General features: G+C 62.5%; 17 protein-coding genes. 14 read left to right on the top strand and 3 right to left on the bottom strand.

What is annotated here, in order from left to right; all coding sequences use genetic code 11:
- Positions 1 to 207: 207 nt before the first annotated feature.
- From HFK74_RS28010 to HFK74_RS27990, 5 genes are all read left to right on the top strand, one after another.
- Positions 208 to 693, top strand: coding sequence for a flavin reductase family protein (locus HFK74_RS28010; RefSeq protein WP_008061453.1), 486 nt, complete (start codon positions 208 to 210; stop codon positions 691 to 693).
- A 107-nt stretch (positions 694 to 800) separates the two neighbouring features.
- Positions 801 to 1,844: an LLM class flavin-dependent oxidoreductase gene (locus HFK74_RS28005; RefSeq protein ID WP_180206341.1), complete on the top strand. Its 1,044-nt coding sequence runs from the start codon at positions 801 to 803 to the stop codon at positions 1,842 to 1,844.
- A gap of 225 nt (positions 1,845 to 2,069) precedes the next feature.
- Complete coding sequence (locus tag HFK74_RS28000; protein ID WP_180206340.1) at positions 2,070 to 2,222, top strand: hypothetical protein; 153 nt, start codon at positions 2,070 to 2,072, stop codon at positions 2,220 to 2,222.
- A gap of 92 nt (positions 2,223 to 2,314) precedes the next feature.
- Positions 2,315 to 2,992: an isochorismatase family cysteine hydrolase gene (locus tag HFK74_RS27995; protein ID WP_180206339.1), complete on the top strand. Its 678-nt coding sequence runs from the start codon at positions 2,315 to 2,317 to the stop codon at positions 2,990 to 2,992.
- Positions 2,993 to 2,997: 5 nt separating this feature from the next.
- Entirely contained in the window at positions 2,998 to 4,359 is a 1,362-nt protein-coding gene (locus HFK74_RS27990; RefSeq protein ID WP_180206338.1) for a cytosine permease, read from the top strand.
- Positions 4,360 to 4,426: 67 nt separating this feature from the next.
- Here HFK74_RS27990 and HFK74_RS27985 read toward each other — a convergent pair whose 3' ends face one another.
- Genes HFK74_RS27985 through HFK74_RS27975 form a run of 3 tightly spaced genes read right to left on the bottom strand, consistent with a single transcriptional unit; the run spans position 4,427 to position 6,929 of the window.
- Positions 4,427 to 5,143 (bottom strand): PAS domain-containing protein, encoded by a 717-nt coding sequence (locus HFK74_RS27985; RefSeq protein ID WP_180206337.1) that lies wholly within the window; start codon positions 5,141 to 5,143, stop codon positions 4,427 to 4,429.
- A complete protein-coding gene (locus HFK74_RS27980) occupies positions 5,144 to 5,815 on the bottom strand; it encodes a response regulator (RefSeq protein ID WP_180206336.1) in 672 nt (223 codons plus the stop codon).
- The gene (locus tag HFK74_RS27975; protein ID WP_180206335.1) at positions 5,784 to 6,929 is read right to left on the bottom strand and encodes an ATP-binding protein; all 1,146 of its coding nucleotides are present in this window, start codon (positions 6,927 to 6,929) and stop codon (positions 5,784 to 5,786) included. Before HFK74_RS27975 ends, HFK74_RS27980 begins: the two co-directional genes overlap by 32 nt.
- Before the next feature lie 224 nt (positions 6,930 to 7,153).
- Here HFK74_RS27975 and HFK74_RS27970 point away from each other — a divergent pair, with 224 nt between their 5' ends.
- The 9 genes from HFK74_RS27970 to HFK74_RS27930 all read left to right on the top strand — a co-directional run bounded on the left by HFK74_RS27970 (position 7,154) and on the right by HFK74_RS27930 (position 18,282).
- On the top strand, positions 7,154 to 7,666 hold the full coding sequence (locus HFK74_RS27970) for a dimethylamine monooxygenase subunit DmmA family protein (protein WP_180206334.1): 513 nt from the start codon (positions 7,154 to 7,156) through the stop codon (positions 7,664 to 7,666).
- Entirely contained in the window at positions 7,663 to 8,580 is a 918-nt protein-coding gene (locus HFK74_RS27965) for a PDR/VanB family oxidoreductase (protein WP_180206333.1), read from the top strand. The genes HFK74_RS27970 and HFK74_RS27965 overlap by 4 nt, the downstream gene beginning before the upstream one ends.
- A gap of 9 nt (positions 8,581 to 8,589) precedes the next feature.
- On the top strand, positions 8,590 to 9,606 hold the full coding sequence (locus tag HFK74_RS27960; protein ID WP_180206332.1) for a DUF3445 domain-containing protein: 1,017 nt from the start codon (positions 8,590 to 8,592) through the stop codon (positions 9,604 to 9,606).
- Between the two features lie 34 nt (positions 9,607 to 9,640).
- Positions 9,641 to 10,771, top strand: a complete 1,131-nt coding sequence (locus HFK74_RS27955) for an aminomethyltransferase family protein (RefSeq protein WP_180206331.1) — start codon at positions 9,641 to 9,643, stop codon at positions 10,769 to 10,771.
- Between the two features lie 27 nt (positions 10,772 to 10,798).
- Positions 10,799 to 11,665, top strand: coding sequence for a formyltetrahydrofolate deformylase (gene purU / locus HFK74_RS27950; RefSeq protein WP_180206330.1), 867 nt, complete (start codon positions 10,799 to 10,801; stop codon positions 11,663 to 11,665).
- 44 nt (positions 11,666 to 11,709) lie between these two features.
- On the top strand, positions 11,710 to 13,077 hold the full coding sequence (locus HFK74_RS27945) for an NAD(P)-binding domain-containing protein (protein WP_180206329.1): 1,368 nt from the start codon (positions 11,710 to 11,712) through the stop codon (positions 13,075 to 13,077).
- Positions 13,078 to 13,091: 14 nt separating this feature from the next.
- Positions 13,092 to 15,434: a DUF1989 domain-containing protein gene (locus HFK74_RS27940; RefSeq protein ID WP_180206328.1), complete on the top strand. Its 2,343-nt coding sequence runs from the start codon at positions 13,092 to 13,094 to the stop codon at positions 15,432 to 15,434.
- 165 nt (positions 15,435 to 15,599) lie between these two features.
- A complete protein-coding gene (locus HFK74_RS27935) occupies positions 15,600 to 17,279 on the top strand; it encodes an APC family permease (protein WP_180206327.1) in 1,680 nt (559 codons plus the stop codon).
- A 52-nt stretch (positions 17,280 to 17,331) separates the two neighbouring features.
- On the top strand, positions 17,332 to 18,282 hold the full coding sequence (locus HFK74_RS27930) for a bifunctional 5,10-methylenetetrahydrofolate dehydrogenase/5,10-methenyltetrahydrofolate cyclohydrolase (RefSeq protein WP_180206326.1): 951 nt from the start codon (positions 17,332 to 17,334) through the stop codon (positions 18,280 to 18,282).
- The last annotated feature ends 47 nt before the right edge of the window (positions 18,283 to 18,329 follow it).

The following is an 18,329-nucleotide window of genomic DNA, read 5'->3' as shown; positions in this document are numbered from 1 at the left end:
GATTCGGTCTTTGCGAGTCCATCTGATCCGGCATCCTGCCGCAAACCCGCACCCGCTGCCTAGCTGAAAGCCCCGCAAACACTGAGTTCCAGACTAAAGGCGTACGTTTATCGGACGACCAAAAAAGCCCTTGCAAACGATGTATTACGGTATACCATCAGACCTACAAACTCATAAAAACCACGTTCCACTCCCGAGGACAGTCCAATGATCGATGCCGCCATCTACAAACAAGTCATGGGCTCGTTCCCGTCCGGCGTCTGCGTCATTACCACGCTCGATGACGACGGCCAGGTCGTCGGCCTGACCGCCAGCGCCTTCAGCTCGCTGTCCATGGACCCGGCCCTAGTGCTGTTCTGCCCCAACTACAGCTCAGACTCCTACCCGGTCCTGATCAGGAACAAGCGCTTTGCCATTCATGTGCTGTCCGGCGGGCAGCAGAGCGAAGCCTATGCCTTTGCACGCAAGGGCAAGGACAAGGCGCAAGGCATCGAGTGGACGTTGAGCGAGCTGGGCAACCCGATCCTGGCCAACGCCACGGCGGTCATCGAATGCGAACTGTGGCGCGAGTATGAAGGGGGCGACCACGCGATCATGGTCGGCGCGGTGAAGAACCTGATCGTGCCCCAGCACAATGCCGGGCCACTGGTGTATTGCCACGGCAAGATGGGTGCCCTGCCCGTGCTGGCCTGACACCTGCCGGCAATCGAAAAACTTTGCAGCATTTTTGTATTATGGTATACCAATATTCAACAGCCCCGCAGTCGACGGGTCGACCACAAGAGATTCGAGGTAGCGTCATGAAATTTTCCCTGTTCGTACACATGGAACGTTGGGACGAAAGCGTCAGCCACCGCCAGCTGTTCGAGGACCTGACCGAACTGACGCTGATGGCCGAGGCCGGTGGTTTCAGCACCGTATGGATCGGTGAACACCACGCCATGGAATACACCATTTCGCCAAGCCCGATGCCGCTGCTGGCGTACCTTGCCGGCAAGACCACCACCATTCACCTCGGCGCCGGCACCATCATCGCGCCGTTCTGGCACCCCATCCGGGTCGCCGGTGAATGCGCACTGCTCGATGTCATCAGCAACGGTCGCATGGAAGTGGGCCTGGCCCGTGGCGCCTATCAGGTTGAATTCGACCGCATGGCCGGCGGCATGCCAGCTTCTTCTGGCGGCCAGGCCTTGCGGGAAATGGTTCCGGTGGTTCGCGCCCTGTGGCAAGGCGACTACGCCCATGACGGCGACATCTGGAAATTCCCGACCTCCACCAGCGTCCCCAAGCCGATCCGCAAACCGAACCCGCCGATGTGGATCGCAGCCCGTGACCCGGACTCGCACAACTTCGCCGTCGCCAACGGCTGCAACGTGATGGTCACGCCGCTGATGAAAGGCGACGAAGAAGTTCTCGACCTGAAGAACAAATTCCAGGCCGCCCTGGACAACAACCCGGACGTGCCGCGCCCGCAATTGATGGTGCTGCGTCATACCCACGTGCACTCGGTCGACAATCCCGAAGGCTGGAAAGTCGGGGCCAAGGCGATCGCCAGGTTCTACCGCACCTTCGATGCCTGGTTCGGCAACAAGGAAACCCCGGTCAACGGCTTCCTGGCACCGAGTCCGGAAGAGAAATTCGCCGGCCGCCCGGAGTTCGAACTGGAGAGCCTGCACAAGACCGCCATGATCGGCACCCCGGAAGAAATCATCCCGCGCATCAAGTACTATCAGGAGCTGGGTGTCGACGAGTTCAGCTTCTGGTGCGACAACAGCCTGCCGCATGCCGAGAAGAAAAAGTCCTTGGAGCTGTTTATCAAGCACGTGGTGCCGGCGTTCCGCTGAGCCCACTTCCCCTCTGTGGGAGCGAGCCTTTGTGGTGAGGGGATTTAGCGAAACGTCGCACCGCCCCGCAGGGTCGCGCAGCGACCCCAAAACCTGCAACAGCGGAGTGTCGATACAACGCTTTCACTGGCTTTGCGACTGCTTCGCAGCCGAACGGGGATAAATCCCCTCACCACAAAGGCTCGCTCCCACAAGGATTGATGTCTGATGTGCAGGTCGATTTCCATGTTCAATGGTCGTCTCCAATCACTCTCCCCTCCCTCCGGCGCCGAGCAGGCTTACCTGCGCGGCGAATGGACCGCTTCGCATATCCATTTCAAGCGCCTGCGCGCCAGCGTTTCCGCCAAGCAGAACGGCTTCTGGCAACCCGTTTACTGAGCCTGACCGAATAGAAAGTCACGCACGTCATACCGCGTCATTGCGCGGTATGCACGGTGCATTGTGCTTCGGCTCATGATCAGGTTTGCCCCATGAACAATAAAAACGCTCTGTTGATCATCGACATGCAACAGGAGGACGGTTTCGTCCTCGAACACTTCGAATCGGTGCTGGCCAACACCGCCGCACTGCTCGACACCGCCCGCCAGCAGCGGGTCCCGATCTTCTATACCCGCCATATCAATCAAGCCGATGGCAGCGACCTGCCACGCGGCGAACCCCGCGCGTGCGACGGCGGTCCAAGTGGTTACCGCGCCGGCACCCGCCAGGTGGAGATCATCGACAGCCTGGCGCCGCAGCCCGGTGAAGCCATTGTCGATAAAGGCCGCTACAGCGCCTTCCACCGCACCGATCTGGATGCCCGGCTCAAGGCGCTGGACGTCGACACACTGATCATCTGCGGCGTGCTCACCGATGTCTGCGTGCTGACCACGGTGTTCGATGCCTTTGCCCTGGGTTATCACATTCGCCTGGTCAGCGACGCCTGCACCACGACCACCCAGGCCGGTCACTACTCGGCGCTGTTGATCATGGCCAACTGGGTCTACTCCCTGGAAATCCTCACCAGCGGCGAATGCCGGCGCGCCCTGCAGAACCTTGACTACCTGAGCCTCAATCCCGAGCACCCGGACCTGTTCGCCCACCAGCCCCATGAACTGCCAGGCACCATCGCCCGGCTGCACACCCACCTCGTACGGACTCAGGAGTAATCGCCATGCAAGTCGAAAAAAGAAGCATCGATTTCATCCCTGAAGCCGAGCGCCATGGCCGGCCGGGGTCGCTGTTTTTCATCTGGTTCGGCGCCAACATGAACATCACCACCATCGCCTCCGGGGTGCTGCCGGTGGTGATGGGGCTCAACCTGTTCTGGAGCGCCCTGGCAATCATCGTCGGCTCTTTGCTGGGCGCGATATTCATGGCCTCCCACTCCGCCCAGGGGCCGAAGCTGGGCATCCCGCAGATGATCCAGAGCCGCGCGCAGTTCGGCGTGCTCGGGGCGGTGTTGCCGCTGTTGTTCGTGATGCTGATCTACCTCGGGTTCTTCGTCAGCAACACCCTGCTGGCGGCCCAGGCGCTGGAGTCGGTGAGCCCGTTGCCGGCCAGCGGCAACATCTACCTGATCGGCGCCCTGTGCTTCGTGGTGGCGCTGTATGGCTACCGGCTGATTCACCGCTTGCAGAAGCTGCTGTCGATACTCTCGTTGCTGGTATTCGCCGCCGCCACGCTGTTGGCCTTGCAACTGCCGATCCCGGCGGAACAATGGCTGCCAACGGGCTTCTCGCTGTCGAAGTTCCTGGTGGCGGTGAGCATTGCCGTGACCTGGCAACTGTCCTACGCCCCCTACGTCGCCGACTATTCGCGCTACCTGCCGAGCAATACGTCGACCGCACAGGTGTTCTGGTACAGCTACGCCGGCACGGTCAGCGGCGGTGCATGGATGATGATTCTCGGGGCGATCCTGAGCGTCGGTATCGGCGACTTTTCCAGTAACGTCGGCGGCCATGTCGCCGGGCTGTTCGGCAGCGGCGCGATCCTGCTGTTCGCCTTCATCGTCTATGGCCAGGTGTCGATCAACGTGTTCAACCTGTACGGGGCGTTCATGTCGACCATCACCGTGATCGAGCCCTTCGCTCGATTGAAGGTGACGCCACGGGTACGCGGCCTGTTCATGCTGGTGATCAGCGTGGTAGCGACGGGCCTGTGCACCATCAGCCAGGACGACTTCATCACCTTCTTCCTCAACTTCATTTTCTTCATGAGCTACTTCCTGATCCCCTGGACGGCGATCAATCTGGTGGACTTCTATTGCCTGCGCAAAGGTGAATACCGGATCGACGACATCTTCGACCTCGACGGGATGTATGGGCGGGTCAACTGGATCGCCTGCGGCAGTTTCGTGCTGGCGATTGCCCTGGAGATTCCGTTCATGAACACCACGCTCTATGTCGGTCCGGTCGCCACGGCGCTCGATGGCGTGGACCTGGCCTGGCTGGTCGGCTTGCTGGTGCCGGCCTTGAGTTACTACTGGCTGATGAAACTCGGCAAGCGGGCCGAGCGAGTCGGCGAACTGTCCTGATCCATCCCTGAAGACCACAACGTCGGGCGCGGTGCCCGGCGTTGTGCCCAGCCCCACCTGACTTCGCTCAGCGCGCTGGATCGTGCCGGGTATTGCGCTCGAAAATAGCCCCCTCGATACCCAGCACCTCACGGGTATCGGCATAGATCCCGACACCCTTCTCCCAGACGTGCTTGATCGAATGATCGGCGCAGCGAATCCGGTAGTTGAGTTCGAACGGTTCTTGCCGTGACAAGGCGAACTGGACTTCGCGCCAGACATAATCGGCGTCTTGCTCCAGGATCAGGCTGTTGTAGGTAAACTCATGGTTGTCCACCAGCCGCTCCGCTGGATACCCGGTCAGTTGCAGGCACCCGGCGCTGACGAACTCCATGGTCCAGTCGCGGTTGTTGCGTCCGCGATAGATCAGCCCCGGCATGCTGTCGAGCAGGCTCATACAGCTGCGCTGGCTGGCCAGCAAGGCAATCTCGCGCCGCTTGTGCGCCGTGATGTCTCCCGCGACCAGATAGAAACCCTGATCACCCCGCTTGAGGCTGACCTCGAACCAGCGCAGTTCCCCTGACGGGTGCACAAAACGCAGCCGCTGGTTGAAGGAGGTCTCGGGCCGCCGACGCAACTCGTGCAGCGCCTGGCGCCACAACGAACGGTCTTCGTGGTGCACATGGTCGATAAGGTGGCGCCCGCCATCGGGTCGATCCATCAGCTCGACCCACGCCAGATTGAAGTGGGCGATCTGACCGTCATCCGTCAGCTCCAGCAGCGCCGCAGGAAAGTGATCCATCATCTAATGATGCTCCCCATGTCTCACCGATGCGCCGTTGTGCACCCAGGCCGCGAGTTCCAGGCGCGAGTGCAGGCAGAGCTTCTGCAAGAGATTCTTCACATAGATCTTGACCGTGCCATCGCTGATCCCCAGTTCCCGACCGATCTGTTTATTGCTCATGCCGGTGGCGATCAGGGCCAGCGTCTGGCCCTCGCGCTCGGTCAGGTTGCGGGTGTCGCATTGATCGACATCGTGCCCACGCCGATGCGCCAATTCTCCCTGATCGGCCAGCAGGGCAATCAGGGTCGAATCGAGGACAATCGCACCCCGGTTGCAATTGCGCATGTAGTCCAGCAATGCATCGGGCTCGGTTTCCTTCAGCACATAGCCGCTGGCCCCCAGGCGCAGGGCCATCAATAACTCGGCGCGATCCATCGAGGCGGTGAGCACCACCACCTGGCAGTCGAGGCGCAGCTGACGCAGCTCATCAAGGACCTGCAAGCCGCTCAAGCCTGGCATGTGCAGGTCAAGCAGGACCTGTTGCGGCGCCAGGCTCACGGCCAGATTGATGCCTTCGCGACCACTGGCGGCCTGCCCCACCACTGCAAAGTCGTCACTGGCATCGAACAGCTGGGCCAGGCCCTTGCGAAACAAGGGGTGATCATCGATCAGTAACAAGGTCGTGCAGTCCATCGAAACTCCCCTCTGAGAAATCCTGGTGACGGCAAAGGCCAAGGTGTACGCGTACCCCGTGCGGACGGATGGCCTCAATGGTCAGCCGCGCGCCAATGCTCGCGGCACGCTCGCGGATGATCGCCAGCCCGAAATGGTTTTCCTCCCCTGACGCCGGGCTCAAGCCGATGCCGTCATCTTCCACCGACACCGACGCCTCACCGTCCTGGTTTTGCCGCAACTCGATGCGCACATGGCGTGCATGGGAATGGCGTACCGCGTTGGCCAGCGCCTCGCGAATGATCTGCAATACCTGCAGTTCGGTTTCCGGGCCCAAGGCGTCGTCGGCCAGGCGGTTATCCAGTTCGAACACGATGATGCAACGTCGTGAGAACTCCGCGACGGAGTCGGCCAGGGCCTGGCGCAGGGAGCGCCCATCCATGGTCAGGCGGGCGCTGGTGATCAGTTCCCGTACCTGGCGCTGCAGCTGGCTCAAGCCGCCGCGCAACTCCTGCAGCACGGCAGCGGCCTGCGCGGGCTGGCCCATCTGCGACTGCAGCAAACTCGCCTGAAACGACAGGTAACCCAACTGCTGGGCCACCGAATCGTGCAGTTCACGGGCCAGTGCACCGTGCCGGGAAGTTGCGTGCCTGCGTTGCTGTTCGCGGGTGTGACAGAGCAGACGCACACTGACGCTGACGGCCTGCGCGGCCTCTTCCAGCAACCGGCGCCAGCTCGCGCTGGCCGCGCGTGGCGTATCAAGCATCAACCAGCCGCTGCCGGGTTCGTCGCTGTCGGGTAAGGCACACAGCAGGCGATGCACGCCCCTTTGCCGACAAGGGCCGCAAGCCTGAGCAGATTCGCTCGATGCCAGGGTTCGCCGTGGGCAGCGCTCCACGTCCTGACAACCCTCGATCAAACCGCGCCGAGCCGGTGTCGGCTCGGCACCGCCGAGGATCAGGTTCAGTTGGCAACCGGGCAGCAGTGCTTCGAAACGGTCCGCAAAAACCGCCAAGGCACCGTCAGCGTGCACCTGGCTCAAGGGCAACCCGACCAGCAGCTTGCGCACGCTGCGCACCTGTTCGGGACGGATACGCCCCCACCAGAGCGGCCACCACTGCACTCGTGTTCGCACTCTCGATCACTCCCCGTCCGCTTGTTCGGCTGTGAGCAACAACGAGCAACTTCCATGCCCCGAATGACCCTCGTGCACGGCCTACCCCCAAAGAGATAGCGCTTTTTCTGGATTGAGAGATTTTTCCCCGTAGGAAATTATCTTCCCCAACAGGAAACAAAACGCCCTGTCCAACGCCACCTTTCTCGCCCCTCAAGCAGGTGCGGATCAACAGGAAAGCCAGCATGACGGATAGACACAGCGCCGCCCCGGATCGACTTCACAGCCTCCCGCGCTATCGCCAGCCGCATCCTCGTGAAGCGGCCACCCGCCATATCGTGGTCCTGCAATCGGCGGCCGCCTGCGCGTCCTTTGTCGGCGAGTTGCAACAGCCCCTGGTGCTGAACCAGGAGAACAGCGACTTCAGTGCCCGCCTGCTTGAGGTGCTGGGCAGCGCCACCGTGGGCAGTCATGTCTACATCATGGGTGACGAGGCGTTCGTGTGGCGCATTCACGCTCAAGCACGCGCCGCAGGGCTGGAAGATGACGAGATCGACATCACCCACTCCATTGTCGGCCAGCGCTCGGTGTATTGCGTGCATTGTGGCCTGACCCAGTCCTCTGGACCCGCGCCGTTGCTGACCTGTGTGCGCTGTAACGTCGGGCTGGAGGTGCGCGAACACTTTTCCAGGCGCCTGGGGGCTTACCTCGGCGTCTGCACCAACCCCGACCAGCCTTTCGCCGGGGCCCGGCCATGAACGGCGCGCTGAAGGTTCGGGTGAGCGCGACGAAAATGCTCACCCCGGTGGTGCGCGAATTCACCCTGGAACCCTGCGCCGGCTCCCTGCCGGGGTTCTCTGCCGGCAGTCATATACAGGTGCACCTACCGGGCAATGTTCGCAATGCCTACTCGTTGACCAGCGACCCGTCGGACGGCCACTACCGCATCGCCGTGCGCCTGCAGGAAGCCTCTCGCGGCGGCTCGCACTACCTGCACCTGCACGTAAAGGCAGGCGACACGCTGCAGATATCGCCCCCAGCCAACCTCTTCGCCCTGCACTCGACCGCCCGCCTGCACATCCTGATCGCTGGCGGTATCGGCATCACGCCGTTCATGTCGCACGTGGCGGAACTGGAACGACGCCAGGCCGATTTCGAACTGCATTACCTCTGTCGCCCAGGCCTGAGCGACGCCTATGTCGAGCCCTTGCAACAACGGCTGGGATCGCGACTGCACACCTACAGCTGCCGCCCGGACCTGAGCAGGATCCTGCGCGACCGCCCGCTGGGCAGCCACGTCTACACCTGCGGCCCGCAACCCTTGCTCGATGCGGTTCAGCAACAGGCCAAGGCCCTGGGCTGGCCGTTGGCGCGGGTGCACTGGGAAGCCTTCAAGGGCGCGACACCCGGGCAAGCCTTCGACCTGGAATTGCTGCGCAGCGGGCAGCGTCTGCGGGTCGGGGCCGAACAAAGCCTGCTCGAAGCGCTGGAGTCCGCCGGCCTGCAGATCCCCAACCTGTGTCGCGGCGGGGTCTGCGGCCAATGCGTGACCCGCCACGTGCGCGGCGAAATCGAGCACCGCGACAGCTTTCTGAGCCCCACCGAGCAGGCCGAATTTCTCATGCCCTGCGTCTCTCGCGGCCGCGGCCCTTGCGTTTCGCTAGACCTCTAGGAGTCGACCATGACCGTTCCATCAAGCCCCGTGCTGAGCTATAGAAACGACTTCAGCTTTCGCAACAGCCCCGAAGCCATCCGCCGGTTTCCGTTTCCCTTTACCGAGGACAGCTACCTGTATTCGGTGAACATCGAACCGGCCACATCCCGGGACCCTGGTTCGATTTACCAGCATGGCTTCGACATCGATGAACACTACCGTTCGGAAATGGCCGAACGCGCGCTGGTACTGGACAAGGACCCGCGCCGTTACCTGGTGATGCCGCACATGCAAGTGGCGGCGTGGGATGCGCTGCAGATGCTCATGGAGCACCTCGCCGCCGACTATCCGCAGTGGTTCGTGCTGGAGCGTCAAGGCGACCACTGGCATTGGCGCAACCGGCTGTTGAACATCGATCAGCGCTTTGTTTTCGGCGATGCCGCAAGCCTGCCCTGCGAACCGCTGGAGTTCATCACCCGTCAGGTCCAGGGGGATTTCGCCCTGCTCGATCAGCGCGACGGTGACCTGTACATGGACGCCGGCATGGTCACAAGCCCGGCCGACTGGTCCCTGGCGTTCGACGCCGGCATGAGTTTCAAGCAGTGGCATTCACCGGTGCCCATGGCCCACCAGATGGGTGTGTTCGACCGCGCACTGAAGTACCTGCTGGCCCTGCAGGCCGGGCAGCCGGTACGACGCCTGAACTGGACGCTGACCATCAAGCCGCGTCTCGACTCCTCGCCCGAGACGTTCCATGAATGGGGCGCCGATCGCGGACGCATCACCGCCGAAAACGTCGGGCAACAGGTGCATCTGCGGGTCGAGCTGCAAGTGATGGCCCGCCTGCCCCGCAGCAACGCGGTGATGTTCAGCATCCGCACCTACCTGATCAGCATGGATGAGCTGGTGACCCAGCCCGGCTGGGGCTGCCGCCTGCACCGCGTGCTGCGCGACCTGCCCGAGCCGATCGCCGACTACAAGGGCATGAGCCGCTACCGACAGACCCTCGTCCAGTGGCTGAGCCGCTTCGACCCGCAAGCCTGACCCCCTACCACTTTCACCCGACAAGGATCCTCACATGGCTCACTCATGGCGTATTTCTGCACTGGCCGAACGGCACCGCGCACTCGGCTCGAACCTGGAAGACTGGAATGGCATGGGCACTGCCTGGACCTACAGCAGTGAACTGGCCGATCATCATCAGGCGATCCGCACCCGCGCCGGGTTGATGGATGTGTCCGGCCTGAAGAAAGTCCACTACGTCGGTCCCCACGCCGAAAGCCTGTTGCAGTGGGCCACCACCCGCGACATCGCCAAGCTCTACCCGGGCAAATCGGTGTACGCCTCGATGCTCGACGAGGATGGCAAGTTCGTCGATGACTGCATCGTCTACCGCACCGGACCCAACGCATTCATGGTGGTGCATGGCGCCGGCAGCGGTTACGAAATGCTGGTGCGCTCCTCCCAGGGCCGGCAAGTGGCGGTGCTGTTCGATGACGACTTGCACGACCTCTCGCTGCAAGGGCCATTGGCCGTGGACTTTCTCGCCGAGCACGTCCCCGGTATTCGTCATCTGCCCTATTTCCATCACCTGCAAACCCGCCTGTTCGACCGTCCGGTGATGATCTCCCGGACCGGCTACACCGGCGAGCGAGGCTACGAGATCTTCTGCAAGGCGGCCGATGCCCCTGCGCTGTGGGACTCGATTCTCGAACAGGGCGCGAGCCTGGACATCATCCCCTGCGCCTTCACCGCACTGGACTGGTTGCGAGTGGAAAGCTCGTTGATGTTCTTTCCCTACGACAACTCGCAGATGTACCCCTTCGCCGACCAGAAGGCGGGCGACACCCTGTGGGAAATGGGCCTGGATTTCACCGTGTCCCCGGACAAACGCGATTTCCGCGGCGCCGAGGAGCACTTTCGACTGCGCGGCCAGGAGCGTTTCAAGATCACCGGCGTCCTGCTCGAAGGTGTTCGCCCTGCCGAGGCCGGCGACACCCTCTGGCAAGGCGACAAGCAAGTCGGGGTGATCACCTGTGGCATGTATTCGCGCCTGAGCAAACGCTCCATGGCCCTCGCCCGCATGCACCTTGCCTGCTCCACGCCCGGGATTGCCCTGCAGGTTCGCGGCAGCCTGGAAAGCGCTGCTCTCACCCATGCCCTGCCCTTCGATGACCCGGAAAAAACCAAGCGCACGGCCAAGGGCTGATCCTCCATCCATTGCATCAAGGAGCCCATGATGGACACCTGCGAACATTACATTCTCAAGATCAACTGCCCGGCAGCCTCCGGCATCGTCGCCGCTATCACCACCTGCCTGGCAGCGCAACAGTGCTACATCAGCGAACTTGCACAATTCGATGACGAATTCACCGGGCAGTTTTTCATGCGCGCGGTGTTTCGTTTCAACGCCGGCATCACCGGCGATATCGGTACCCTGCGCGAGGGCCTGGGCGACCTGGCCGGCGGTTTCGACATGCAATGGCAGCTTTTCTGCACTAGCGAGCCGACCCGGGTGCTGCTGATGGTCAGCAAATTCGACCACTGCCTCACCGACCTGCTGTATCGCCACCGCAAAGGCGAAATGGACATGACCATCACGGCAGTGGTGTCCAACCACCTGGATCTGCGGGCGATGGCCGAACGCGAAGGCATTCGCTTCATCTACCTGCCCATCACCAAGGACAACAAGGCCAGCCAGGAAGCCGAATTGATGCGCATCGTCGAGGACACCCGGACCGACCTGGTGGTACTCGCCCGCTACATGCAGATCCTGTCCGACGGGCTGTGCCAACAGCTGTCCGGTCGCGCGATCAATATTCATCACTCGTTCCTGCCCGGTTTCAAGGGGGCCAAGCCGTATCACCAGGCCTACGACCGCGGCGTGAAACTGATCGGGGCCACGGCGCACTACGTCACCAGCGACCTCGACGAGGGGCCGATCATCGAGCAGGAAATCCAGCGGGTCGACCATACCCATCTGCCCGACTCCCTGGTCGCCATCGGCCGCGATACCGAAACGGTCGCCCTCTCCAAAGCCCTCAAGTACCACCTGGAACACCGGGTGTTCATCAACCAGGACAAGACAGTGATCTTTCGCTGAGCGCCCCTGTTTTTCTATTTCAAGAGCCAATACGAGGCACGACCATGACATTACGCGTGGCAATCATCGGCGCCGGACCTTGCGGCCTGGCGCAACTTCGAGCTTTCCAGTCGGCCCGCGACCAGGGCGCCGACATCCCCGAGCTGGTCTGCTTCGAGAAGCAGAGCGACTGGGGCGGCATGTGGAACTACACCTGGCGCACCGGCCTGGACGAGAACGGTGAACCGGTGCACGGCAGCATGTACCGCTACCTGTGGTCGAACGGACCGAAGGAATGCCTGGAGTTCGCCGACTACACCTTCGAAGAACATTTCGGCCGGCCCATCGGCTCCTACCCGCCACGTGAAGTGCTGTGGGACTACATCAAGGGGCGGGTCGAAAAGGCTGGCGTGCGTGACTACATCCGCTTCAACAACGTGGTGCGCCAGGTCACGTTCGACGAGCAAAGCCAGCGCTTCACCCTGCACGCCCACGACTACGACAGCGATACCCTGACCTGCGAACAATTCGACTACGTGATCAACGCCTGCGGCCATTTCTCCACCCCCAAGGTGCCGTACTTCGAAGGCTTCGAACAGTTCGCCGGGCGGATCCTGCACGCCCACGATTTCCGTGAGGCACTGGAGTTCAAGGGCAAGGACCTGCTGATCGTCGGCAGCAGCTATTCCGCCGAGGACATCGGTTCCCAGTGCTACAAGTACGGCGCCCGCAGCATCACCAGCTGCTACCGCACCGCACCCATGGGTTATGCCTGGCCGGACAACTGGGAAGAAAAGCCGCTGCTGCAACGCCTGGAAAACAACCGTGCTTACTTCATCGATGGCAGCAGCAAGCACATCGATGCGGTCATTCTCTGCACCGGTTACAAGCATCACTTCCCGTTCCTGCCGGACGAACTGAGCCTCAAGACCGACAACCGCCTGTGGCCGATGAACCTCTACAAAGGCGTGTTCTGGGAAGCAAACCCGCGGCTGATTTACCTCGGCATGCAGGATCAGTGGTACTCCTTCAACATGTTCGACGCCCAGGCTTGGTACGCCCGCGATGTGATTCTGGGGCGCATCGAACTGCCAGGCCAGGCCGAAATGATCGCCGACAGCCGCCAATGGCATGAACGGGAACAGACGCTGCAAACCAACCAGCAAATGTTCGAATACCAGGGCGCCTACATCCAGCACCTGGTGGACGCCACCGACTACCCCGACTTCGACATCGCCGCGGTCAACCAGACCTTCCTGCACTGGAAGCATGACAAGGCGGCCGACATCATGGGCTATCGGGACAAGTCCTATCGCTCGCTGATGACCGGCACCCAATCGCCGCCCCACCATACCCCGTGGTTGCAGGCCCTGGACGACTCCATGGCGGCGTACCTCGGTGAGCCGCCAACAGCCATCAAGTCGGTCGGCTGACCCTGGAGCCTGTCATGAACGCACCTCGCTTTTCGCGACCCCGGGAGCCCGGCCTTTATGCCCGCGCGCCGGACCTGGAGCGCTACCGGGTGGCTGCAGGTGGCCTGACCCTGGTCGCCTTGCAGCCCGGCGACAGCCTGCAAGTGATCGACCTTGAAGGCCAGCAGCCCTGCGAGTTGTTGGCGTTGGCAGGCAACGGCCACAGCGCGCTCGCCGATTGGGCGCTGAGCGGCTCATCAGCCTGTCGGTTCATCGCTTCGCGACTGGTCGATGGGACCGCGCAGGCACGGCGCGTGGCCCAGGCACTGGTGCGACGCGGTGTCGATCCGCAGCACCTGCCTGATGCCGCATCACTCTGGGACAACGACAGCCCCGCCGGCTACAGCCGGCAATTCGTGGCCTGCACAGAGTTGCTGGTGATCGTCGCGGCACCCGCCGGGCAGACCTCGGTCGAGCTGCAATACCGGCCCAGCGAACTCAGGTTGTGGGTGACCCGGGCCAATCCCTCGTCACTGTTGCTGCCTGCCCTCCCCGAACCCTTGGGTGAACTGCTCGACGAGTTCACCCTGAGCCCCGGCAGCGCCCGCAGCTACACCGTCGGCAAGGGCCAGTACGTGCAAGTACTGGATGTCGCCGGCCGCCAGTGCTCGGACTTCGTCGCCCTGGATCGGTGCGCATTGGATCGCGGCCTGGAGCTGGATCTGGACCAGACCGTCACCCGCACATTGAATGGCAGCGCTTACCCGGCGCCCGGGCTGTATTCGAAGTTTTTCGACCGGCAAATGCAGCCGATGCTCGAGGTCGTGCAAGACACCGTCGGCCGCCACGACGCCTTCGCCCTGGCCTGCGCCGCCCGCTACTACGAGAGCCACGGTTATTTCGGGCACGACAACTGCAGCGACAACCTCAACCGGGTGCTGGCACCGCACGGAGTCAAGGCCCGCAGCGGCTGGCCGGCGATCAATTTCTTCTACAACACCGCCATCGACGCGCACCAGCAGATGACCCTCGACGAACCCTGGTCGCGCCCCGGCGACTACGTGCTGTTGCGGGCCATGACCGATCTGCTGTGTGGCAGTACCTCGTGCCCGGATGACATCGACCCGGCCAACGGCTGGAACCCGACCGATATCCATGTCCGCATCTACAGCGAAAAGGAGCGTTTTTCCATCGCCATGAGCACTCGAACCACGGCCGATGCCGACCCGATCCTCACCCGTGAATCGGCGTTCCATTCACGTACCAGCACCCTGACTGGCAGCTTCGTCGACTACCGCAACTGGTGGCTGCCACTGCGCTATGACGGCTACGGCGCGATCGAGGAATACCTGGGTTGCCGCGAACGGGTGGCCGTGATGGACCTGACCGCCCTGCGCAAATTCGAAATCATCGGCCCTGACGCCGAGGCCTTGTTGCAGTACTGCCTGACCCGCGACGTGCGGCGCCTGGCAGTGGGGCAAGTGGTGTACTCGGCGATGTGCCACGAGCATGGCGGCATGCTCGACGACGGCACGTTGCTGCGCCTGGGCCCGGATAATTTCCGCTGGATCTGCGGCGAGGACTACGCCGGCACCTGGCTGCGCGAACAGGCACAAAAGCTCGGCATGAAGGTCTGGGTCAAATCCGCCAGCGAGCAGATTCACAACCTGGCGGTACAAGGCCCGATGAGCCGCGAACTGCTCAAGCAGATGGTCTGGACCGCGCCGACCCAACCGAGCCTGGAAACCCTGGGCTGGTTCCGTTTCCTGGTCGGCCGCCTGGACGGTCATGACGGCTGCCCGCTGATGATTTCGCGCACCGGCTACACCGGCGAACTGGGTTACGAAGTCTGGTGCCACCCAAGCGATGCCGAAAAGGTCTGGGACCGGATCTGGGCGCTCGGCCAACCTCTGGGCGTGGTGCCGCTGGGCCTGGAAGCGCTGGACATGCTGCGCATCGAAGCCGGGCTGGTGTTTGCCGGCTACGAGTTCAGCGACCAGACCGATCCATTCGAAGCGGGCATCGGTTTTTGCGTACCGCTCAAAAGCAAGACCGATGACTTCATCGGACGCGACGCCCTGCTGCGCCGCAGCGCCCATCCCGCGCACAAGCTGGTGGGCCTGCAACTCAACGGTAACGAAGCGGCTCACCACGGCGATCCGGTCTACCGCGGTCGGGCCCAGGTTGGCGTCATCACCAGTGCCTGCCGTTCGCCGTTGCTCGCCAGCAACATCGCGCTGTGCAGGGTCGATGTGGCCTGTAGCGAGGCGGGCACGGAACTGGAAATCGGCAAAGTCGATGGCCTTCAGAAGCGCATCAGCGCCACGGTCACCGCAGCGATTTTCTACGACCCGGACAAGAGCCGGGTCCGTAGCTGATCGACCTCTTTTTGACTGCCCATACACACCCTGCAGGAGCGAGCCTGCTCGCGAAAAACGTTCAGACAACGCGGTCATCCAGACAGCACGCGTTATCGTTGACGTCCATCGCGAGCAGGCTCGCTCCTATAGGGTCCCGCTCTACTCAGACATGGGAATACGAAGATGGAAGCGACTACGTTCGAGGCCGTACCGCAGGCCGCCAGTTCAGTGGGCAGCCTGCACCGCAAGATCGATTGGCGCGGGGCTTTCTGGGTCGCCAGTGGCGTGCCCGCCCTGGTGCTGTTTTCCATCGGCGCAATCGCCGCTACGGTGGGCAAACCGGCCTGGATCGTCTGGATCGTGTCGATTCTGTTCGGGTTCATCCAGGCCTTCACCTATGCCGAAATCGCCGGGCTGTTCCCGCACAAGTCCGGCGGCGCCTCGGTCTACGGCGCGGTTGCCTGGGTGCGCTACAGCAAGCTGATCGCCCCGGTGTCGGTGTGGTGCAACTGGCTGGCATGGTCGCCGGTGCTTTCGATCGGTTCGGGGCTGGCGGCCGGCTACATCCTCACCGCCCTGTTTCCGGCCGATGCATTGATCAATACCTGGCAACTGACCCTGCTCGACCTGGGCTGGATCAAGAGCGGCCTGTCGCTGCGGATCAACGCGACATTCGCCATTGGCCTGGTGATTCTGCTGACGGTCTTTGCCGTGCAACATGGCGGCATCCTGCGCTCGGCACGCCTCACGCTGGTGCTCGGTGTGACGTCGCTGATTCCATTGTTGCTGGTGGGTGTCGTGCCATTGTTCACCGGGGATGCGGCCCAGGCCAATTTCCTGCCGCTGTACCCCTTGGCGCATGATGCGGCCGGCCAGGTCATCGACGGGCCCTGGGATATGTCCGGGTGGTCGCTGATGGCCGGCGGGCTGTTCATGGCTGCGTGGTCGACCTACGGTTTCGAAACGGCGGTGTGTTACACACGCGAATTCAAGGACCCCAAGCGCGACACCTTCAAGGCGATCTTCTATGCGGGCCTGCTGTGCATCCTGGTGTTCACCCTCGTGCCCCTGGCATTTCAGGGCAGCCTGGGTCTTGGCCAGCTGGTGACCCCGGCCGTGCTCGATAGCAGCGGCGCAGTGCTCACACCGGCGGTCTATAGCGGACTGTTGTCGCCGGCGATCTACAGTGGCATGGGCGTTGGCCAGGTCATGGCGGACAGCATCGGCGGCGGCAAGGTGGTGGCCAACATCGTGTTGATCATGCTGGTCCTCGCCACCTTGCTGGCGATCATGACGTCCATGTCCGGGTCCTCGCGCACCCTGTACCAGGCGTCGGTGGATGGCTGGCTGCCGAAATACCTGGGTCGCACCAACGAACACGGCGCCCCTACCGCCGCCATGTGGACCGACCTGTCGTTCAACCTGCTGCTGTTGCTGATGTCCGATTATGTGTTCGTGCTCGCGGCGTCGAACGTCAGCTACATCATCTTCAACTTCCTCAACCTCAACGCCGGCTGGATCCATCGCCTGGATCGCCCTGACTGGGTCCGCCCGTACAAAGCGCCCACCGTGCTGCTGGCGGCCGGTGGTGTACTGAGTTTCGTCAACCTGGCCTGCATGGGCCTGGGCGCCGATATCTGGGGCGCCGGAACCCTGGTGACGGGCCTGCTGCTGGCGCTATTGATCCTGCCGGTGTTCTGCTACCGCCACTACGTGCAGGACCAGGGGCGCTTCCCGCAAGCGATGCTCAGTGAATTGCACGTTGAGGCCGATGCCGGCCAGAAACGCGCCGGCTGGTTGCCCTATGCCACGCTGATCGCCGGCGTGCTGGTGGTATATGGCTGCCATCAACTGGTAGCCTGAGCGTCCGTGCCCGCAGGTACCTGATCAATCATCGGGGCGCAACGGCGCCTCGATGATCGCCTCACCTCTCCACTCAATCCAGACAACGGTGACTATTTTGCTCAACGCCACCCCCGCACCTGCCCGCGACATCGACGGCAAAGCCATCTCGGCCCTGGTTCTCGACGAGGTTCGAGATGAGGTTCAGGTCCTGGCCCGACAACAAATCTACCCCGTCCTGGCCGTACTGCTTGTGGGCGCAGACCCGGCCAGCGAGGTGTATGTGCGCAACAAACTGCTGCGGGCCAAGGAGGTCGGCATCCGTTCACTGGAGTACCGCCTGGCGGAAAGTGCCAGCCAGGACGAGGTCCTGGAACTGATTGCACAACTGAACGCCGACGTCACGGTGAACGGGATCCTGGTGCAATTGCCGTTGCCGGTCCACATCGATGAAGCCGCGGTGATCCATGCCATTGACCCGATCAAGGACGTGGACGGTTTTCATCGGGAAAACGTCGGTGGGCTGGTCCAGGGCATCGAAGTGCTGACGCCCTGCACGCCTAGCGGCTGCATGCGCCTGCTGCACGAAACCTGCGGTGACCTGAGTGGCTTGCACGCGGTCGTCATCGGCCGTTCGAACATTGTCGGCAAACCCATGGCGACGCTGTTGCTACAGGCCAACTGTTCGGTCAGCGTGGTGCATTCGCGCAGCGTCGATGCGCCGGCATTGTGCAGGCTGGCGGACATCGTGGTGGCAGCGGTGGGTCGCCCGCAGCTGATCGATGCCAGCTGGCTCAAGCCTGGAGCGGTGGTGATTGATGTGGGGATTAATCGCATTACCAGCGAGTCGGGCAATCGATTGGTCGGCGATGTCGATTACGCCAGTGCTCGCACTGTCGCCAGCGCAATCACGCCCGTGCCCGGTGGTGTCGGGCCGATGACCATTGCCTATCTGCTGAAGAACACACTGATTGCCAGCCAGTTGCAGCGTGCGGCCCGGATTCGCCAACCGATGCCACTGTAGGAGCGAGCTTGCTCGCGAAGGTCGTTAACGATAACGCGTGTTTACGG

Origin of the sequence: Pseudomonas sp. SbOxS1, assembly GCF_013416725.1 — a bacterium.
In the GTDB taxonomy this organism is placed as follows: Bacteria; Pseudomonadota; Gammaproteobacteria; order Pseudomonadales; family Pseudomonadaceae; genus Aquipseudomonas.
This window is presented reverse-complemented; position numbering and strand designations above follow the sequence as displayed.

What these genes read in the sequence shown, in the direction of transcription:
- HFK74_RS28010 (WP_008061453.1), top strand. Translation starts at nt 208, where the DNA reads ATGATCGATGCCGCCATCTACAAACAAGTCATGGGCTCGTTCCCGTCC.
- HFK74_RS28005 (WP_180206341.1), top strand. Translation starts at nt 801, where the DNA reads ATGAAATTTTCCCTGTTCGTACACATGGAACGTTGGGACGAAAGCGTC.
- HFK74_RS28000 (WP_180206340.1), top strand. Translation starts at nt 2,070, where the DNA reads ATGTTCAATGGTCGTCTCCAATCACTCTCCCCTCCCTCCGGCGCCGAG.
- HFK74_RS27995 (WP_180206339.1), top strand. Translation starts at nt 2,315, where the DNA reads ATGAACAATAAAAACGCTCTGTTGATCATCGACATGCAACAGGAGGAC.
- HFK74_RS27990 (WP_180206338.1), top strand. Translation starts at nt 2,998, where the DNA reads ATGCAAGTCGAAAAAAGAAGCATCGATTTCATCCCTGAAGCCGAGCGC.
- HFK74_RS27985 (WP_180206337.1), bottom strand. Translation starts at nt 5,143, where the DNA reads ATGATGGATCACTTTCCTGCGGCGCTGCTGGAGCTGACGGATGACGGT.
- HFK74_RS27980 (WP_180206336.1), bottom strand. Translation starts at nt 5,815, where the DNA reads ATGGACTGCACGACCTTGTTACTGATCGATGATCACCCCTTGTTTCGC.
- HFK74_RS27970 (WP_180206334.1), top strand. Translation starts at nt 7,154, where the DNA reads ATGACGGATAGACACAGCGCCGCCCCGGATCGACTTCACAGCCTCCCG.
- HFK74_RS27965 (WP_180206333.1), top strand. Translation starts at nt 7,663, where the DNA reads ATGAACGGCGCGCTGAAGGTTCGGGTGAGCGCGACGAAAATGCTCACC.
- HFK74_RS27960 (WP_180206332.1), top strand. Translation starts at nt 8,590, where the DNA reads ATGACCGTTCCATCAAGCCCCGTGCTGAGCTATAGAAACGACTTCAGC.
- HFK74_RS27955 (WP_180206331.1), top strand. Translation starts at nt 9,641, where the DNA reads ATGGCTCACTCATGGCGTATTTCTGCACTGGCCGAACGGCACCGCGCA.
- purU (WP_180206330.1), top strand. Translation starts at nt 10,799, where the DNA reads ATGATGGACACCTGCGAACATTACATTCTCAAGATCAACTGCCCGGCA.
- HFK74_RS27945 (WP_180206329.1), top strand. Translation starts at nt 11,710, where the DNA reads ATGACATTACGCGTGGCAATCATCGGCGCCGGACCTTGCGGCCTGGCG.
- HFK74_RS27940 (WP_180206328.1), top strand. Translation starts at nt 13,092, where the DNA reads ATGAACGCACCTCGCTTTTCGCGACCCCGGGAGCCCGGCCTTTATGCC.
- HFK74_RS27935 (WP_180206327.1), top strand. Translation starts at nt 15,600, where the DNA reads ATGGAAGCGACTACGTTCGAGGCCGTACCGCAGGCCGCCAGTTCAGTG.
- HFK74_RS27930 (WP_180206326.1), top strand. Translation starts at nt 17,332, where the DNA reads ATGATCGCCTCACCTCTCCACTCAATCCAGACAACGGTGACTATTTTG.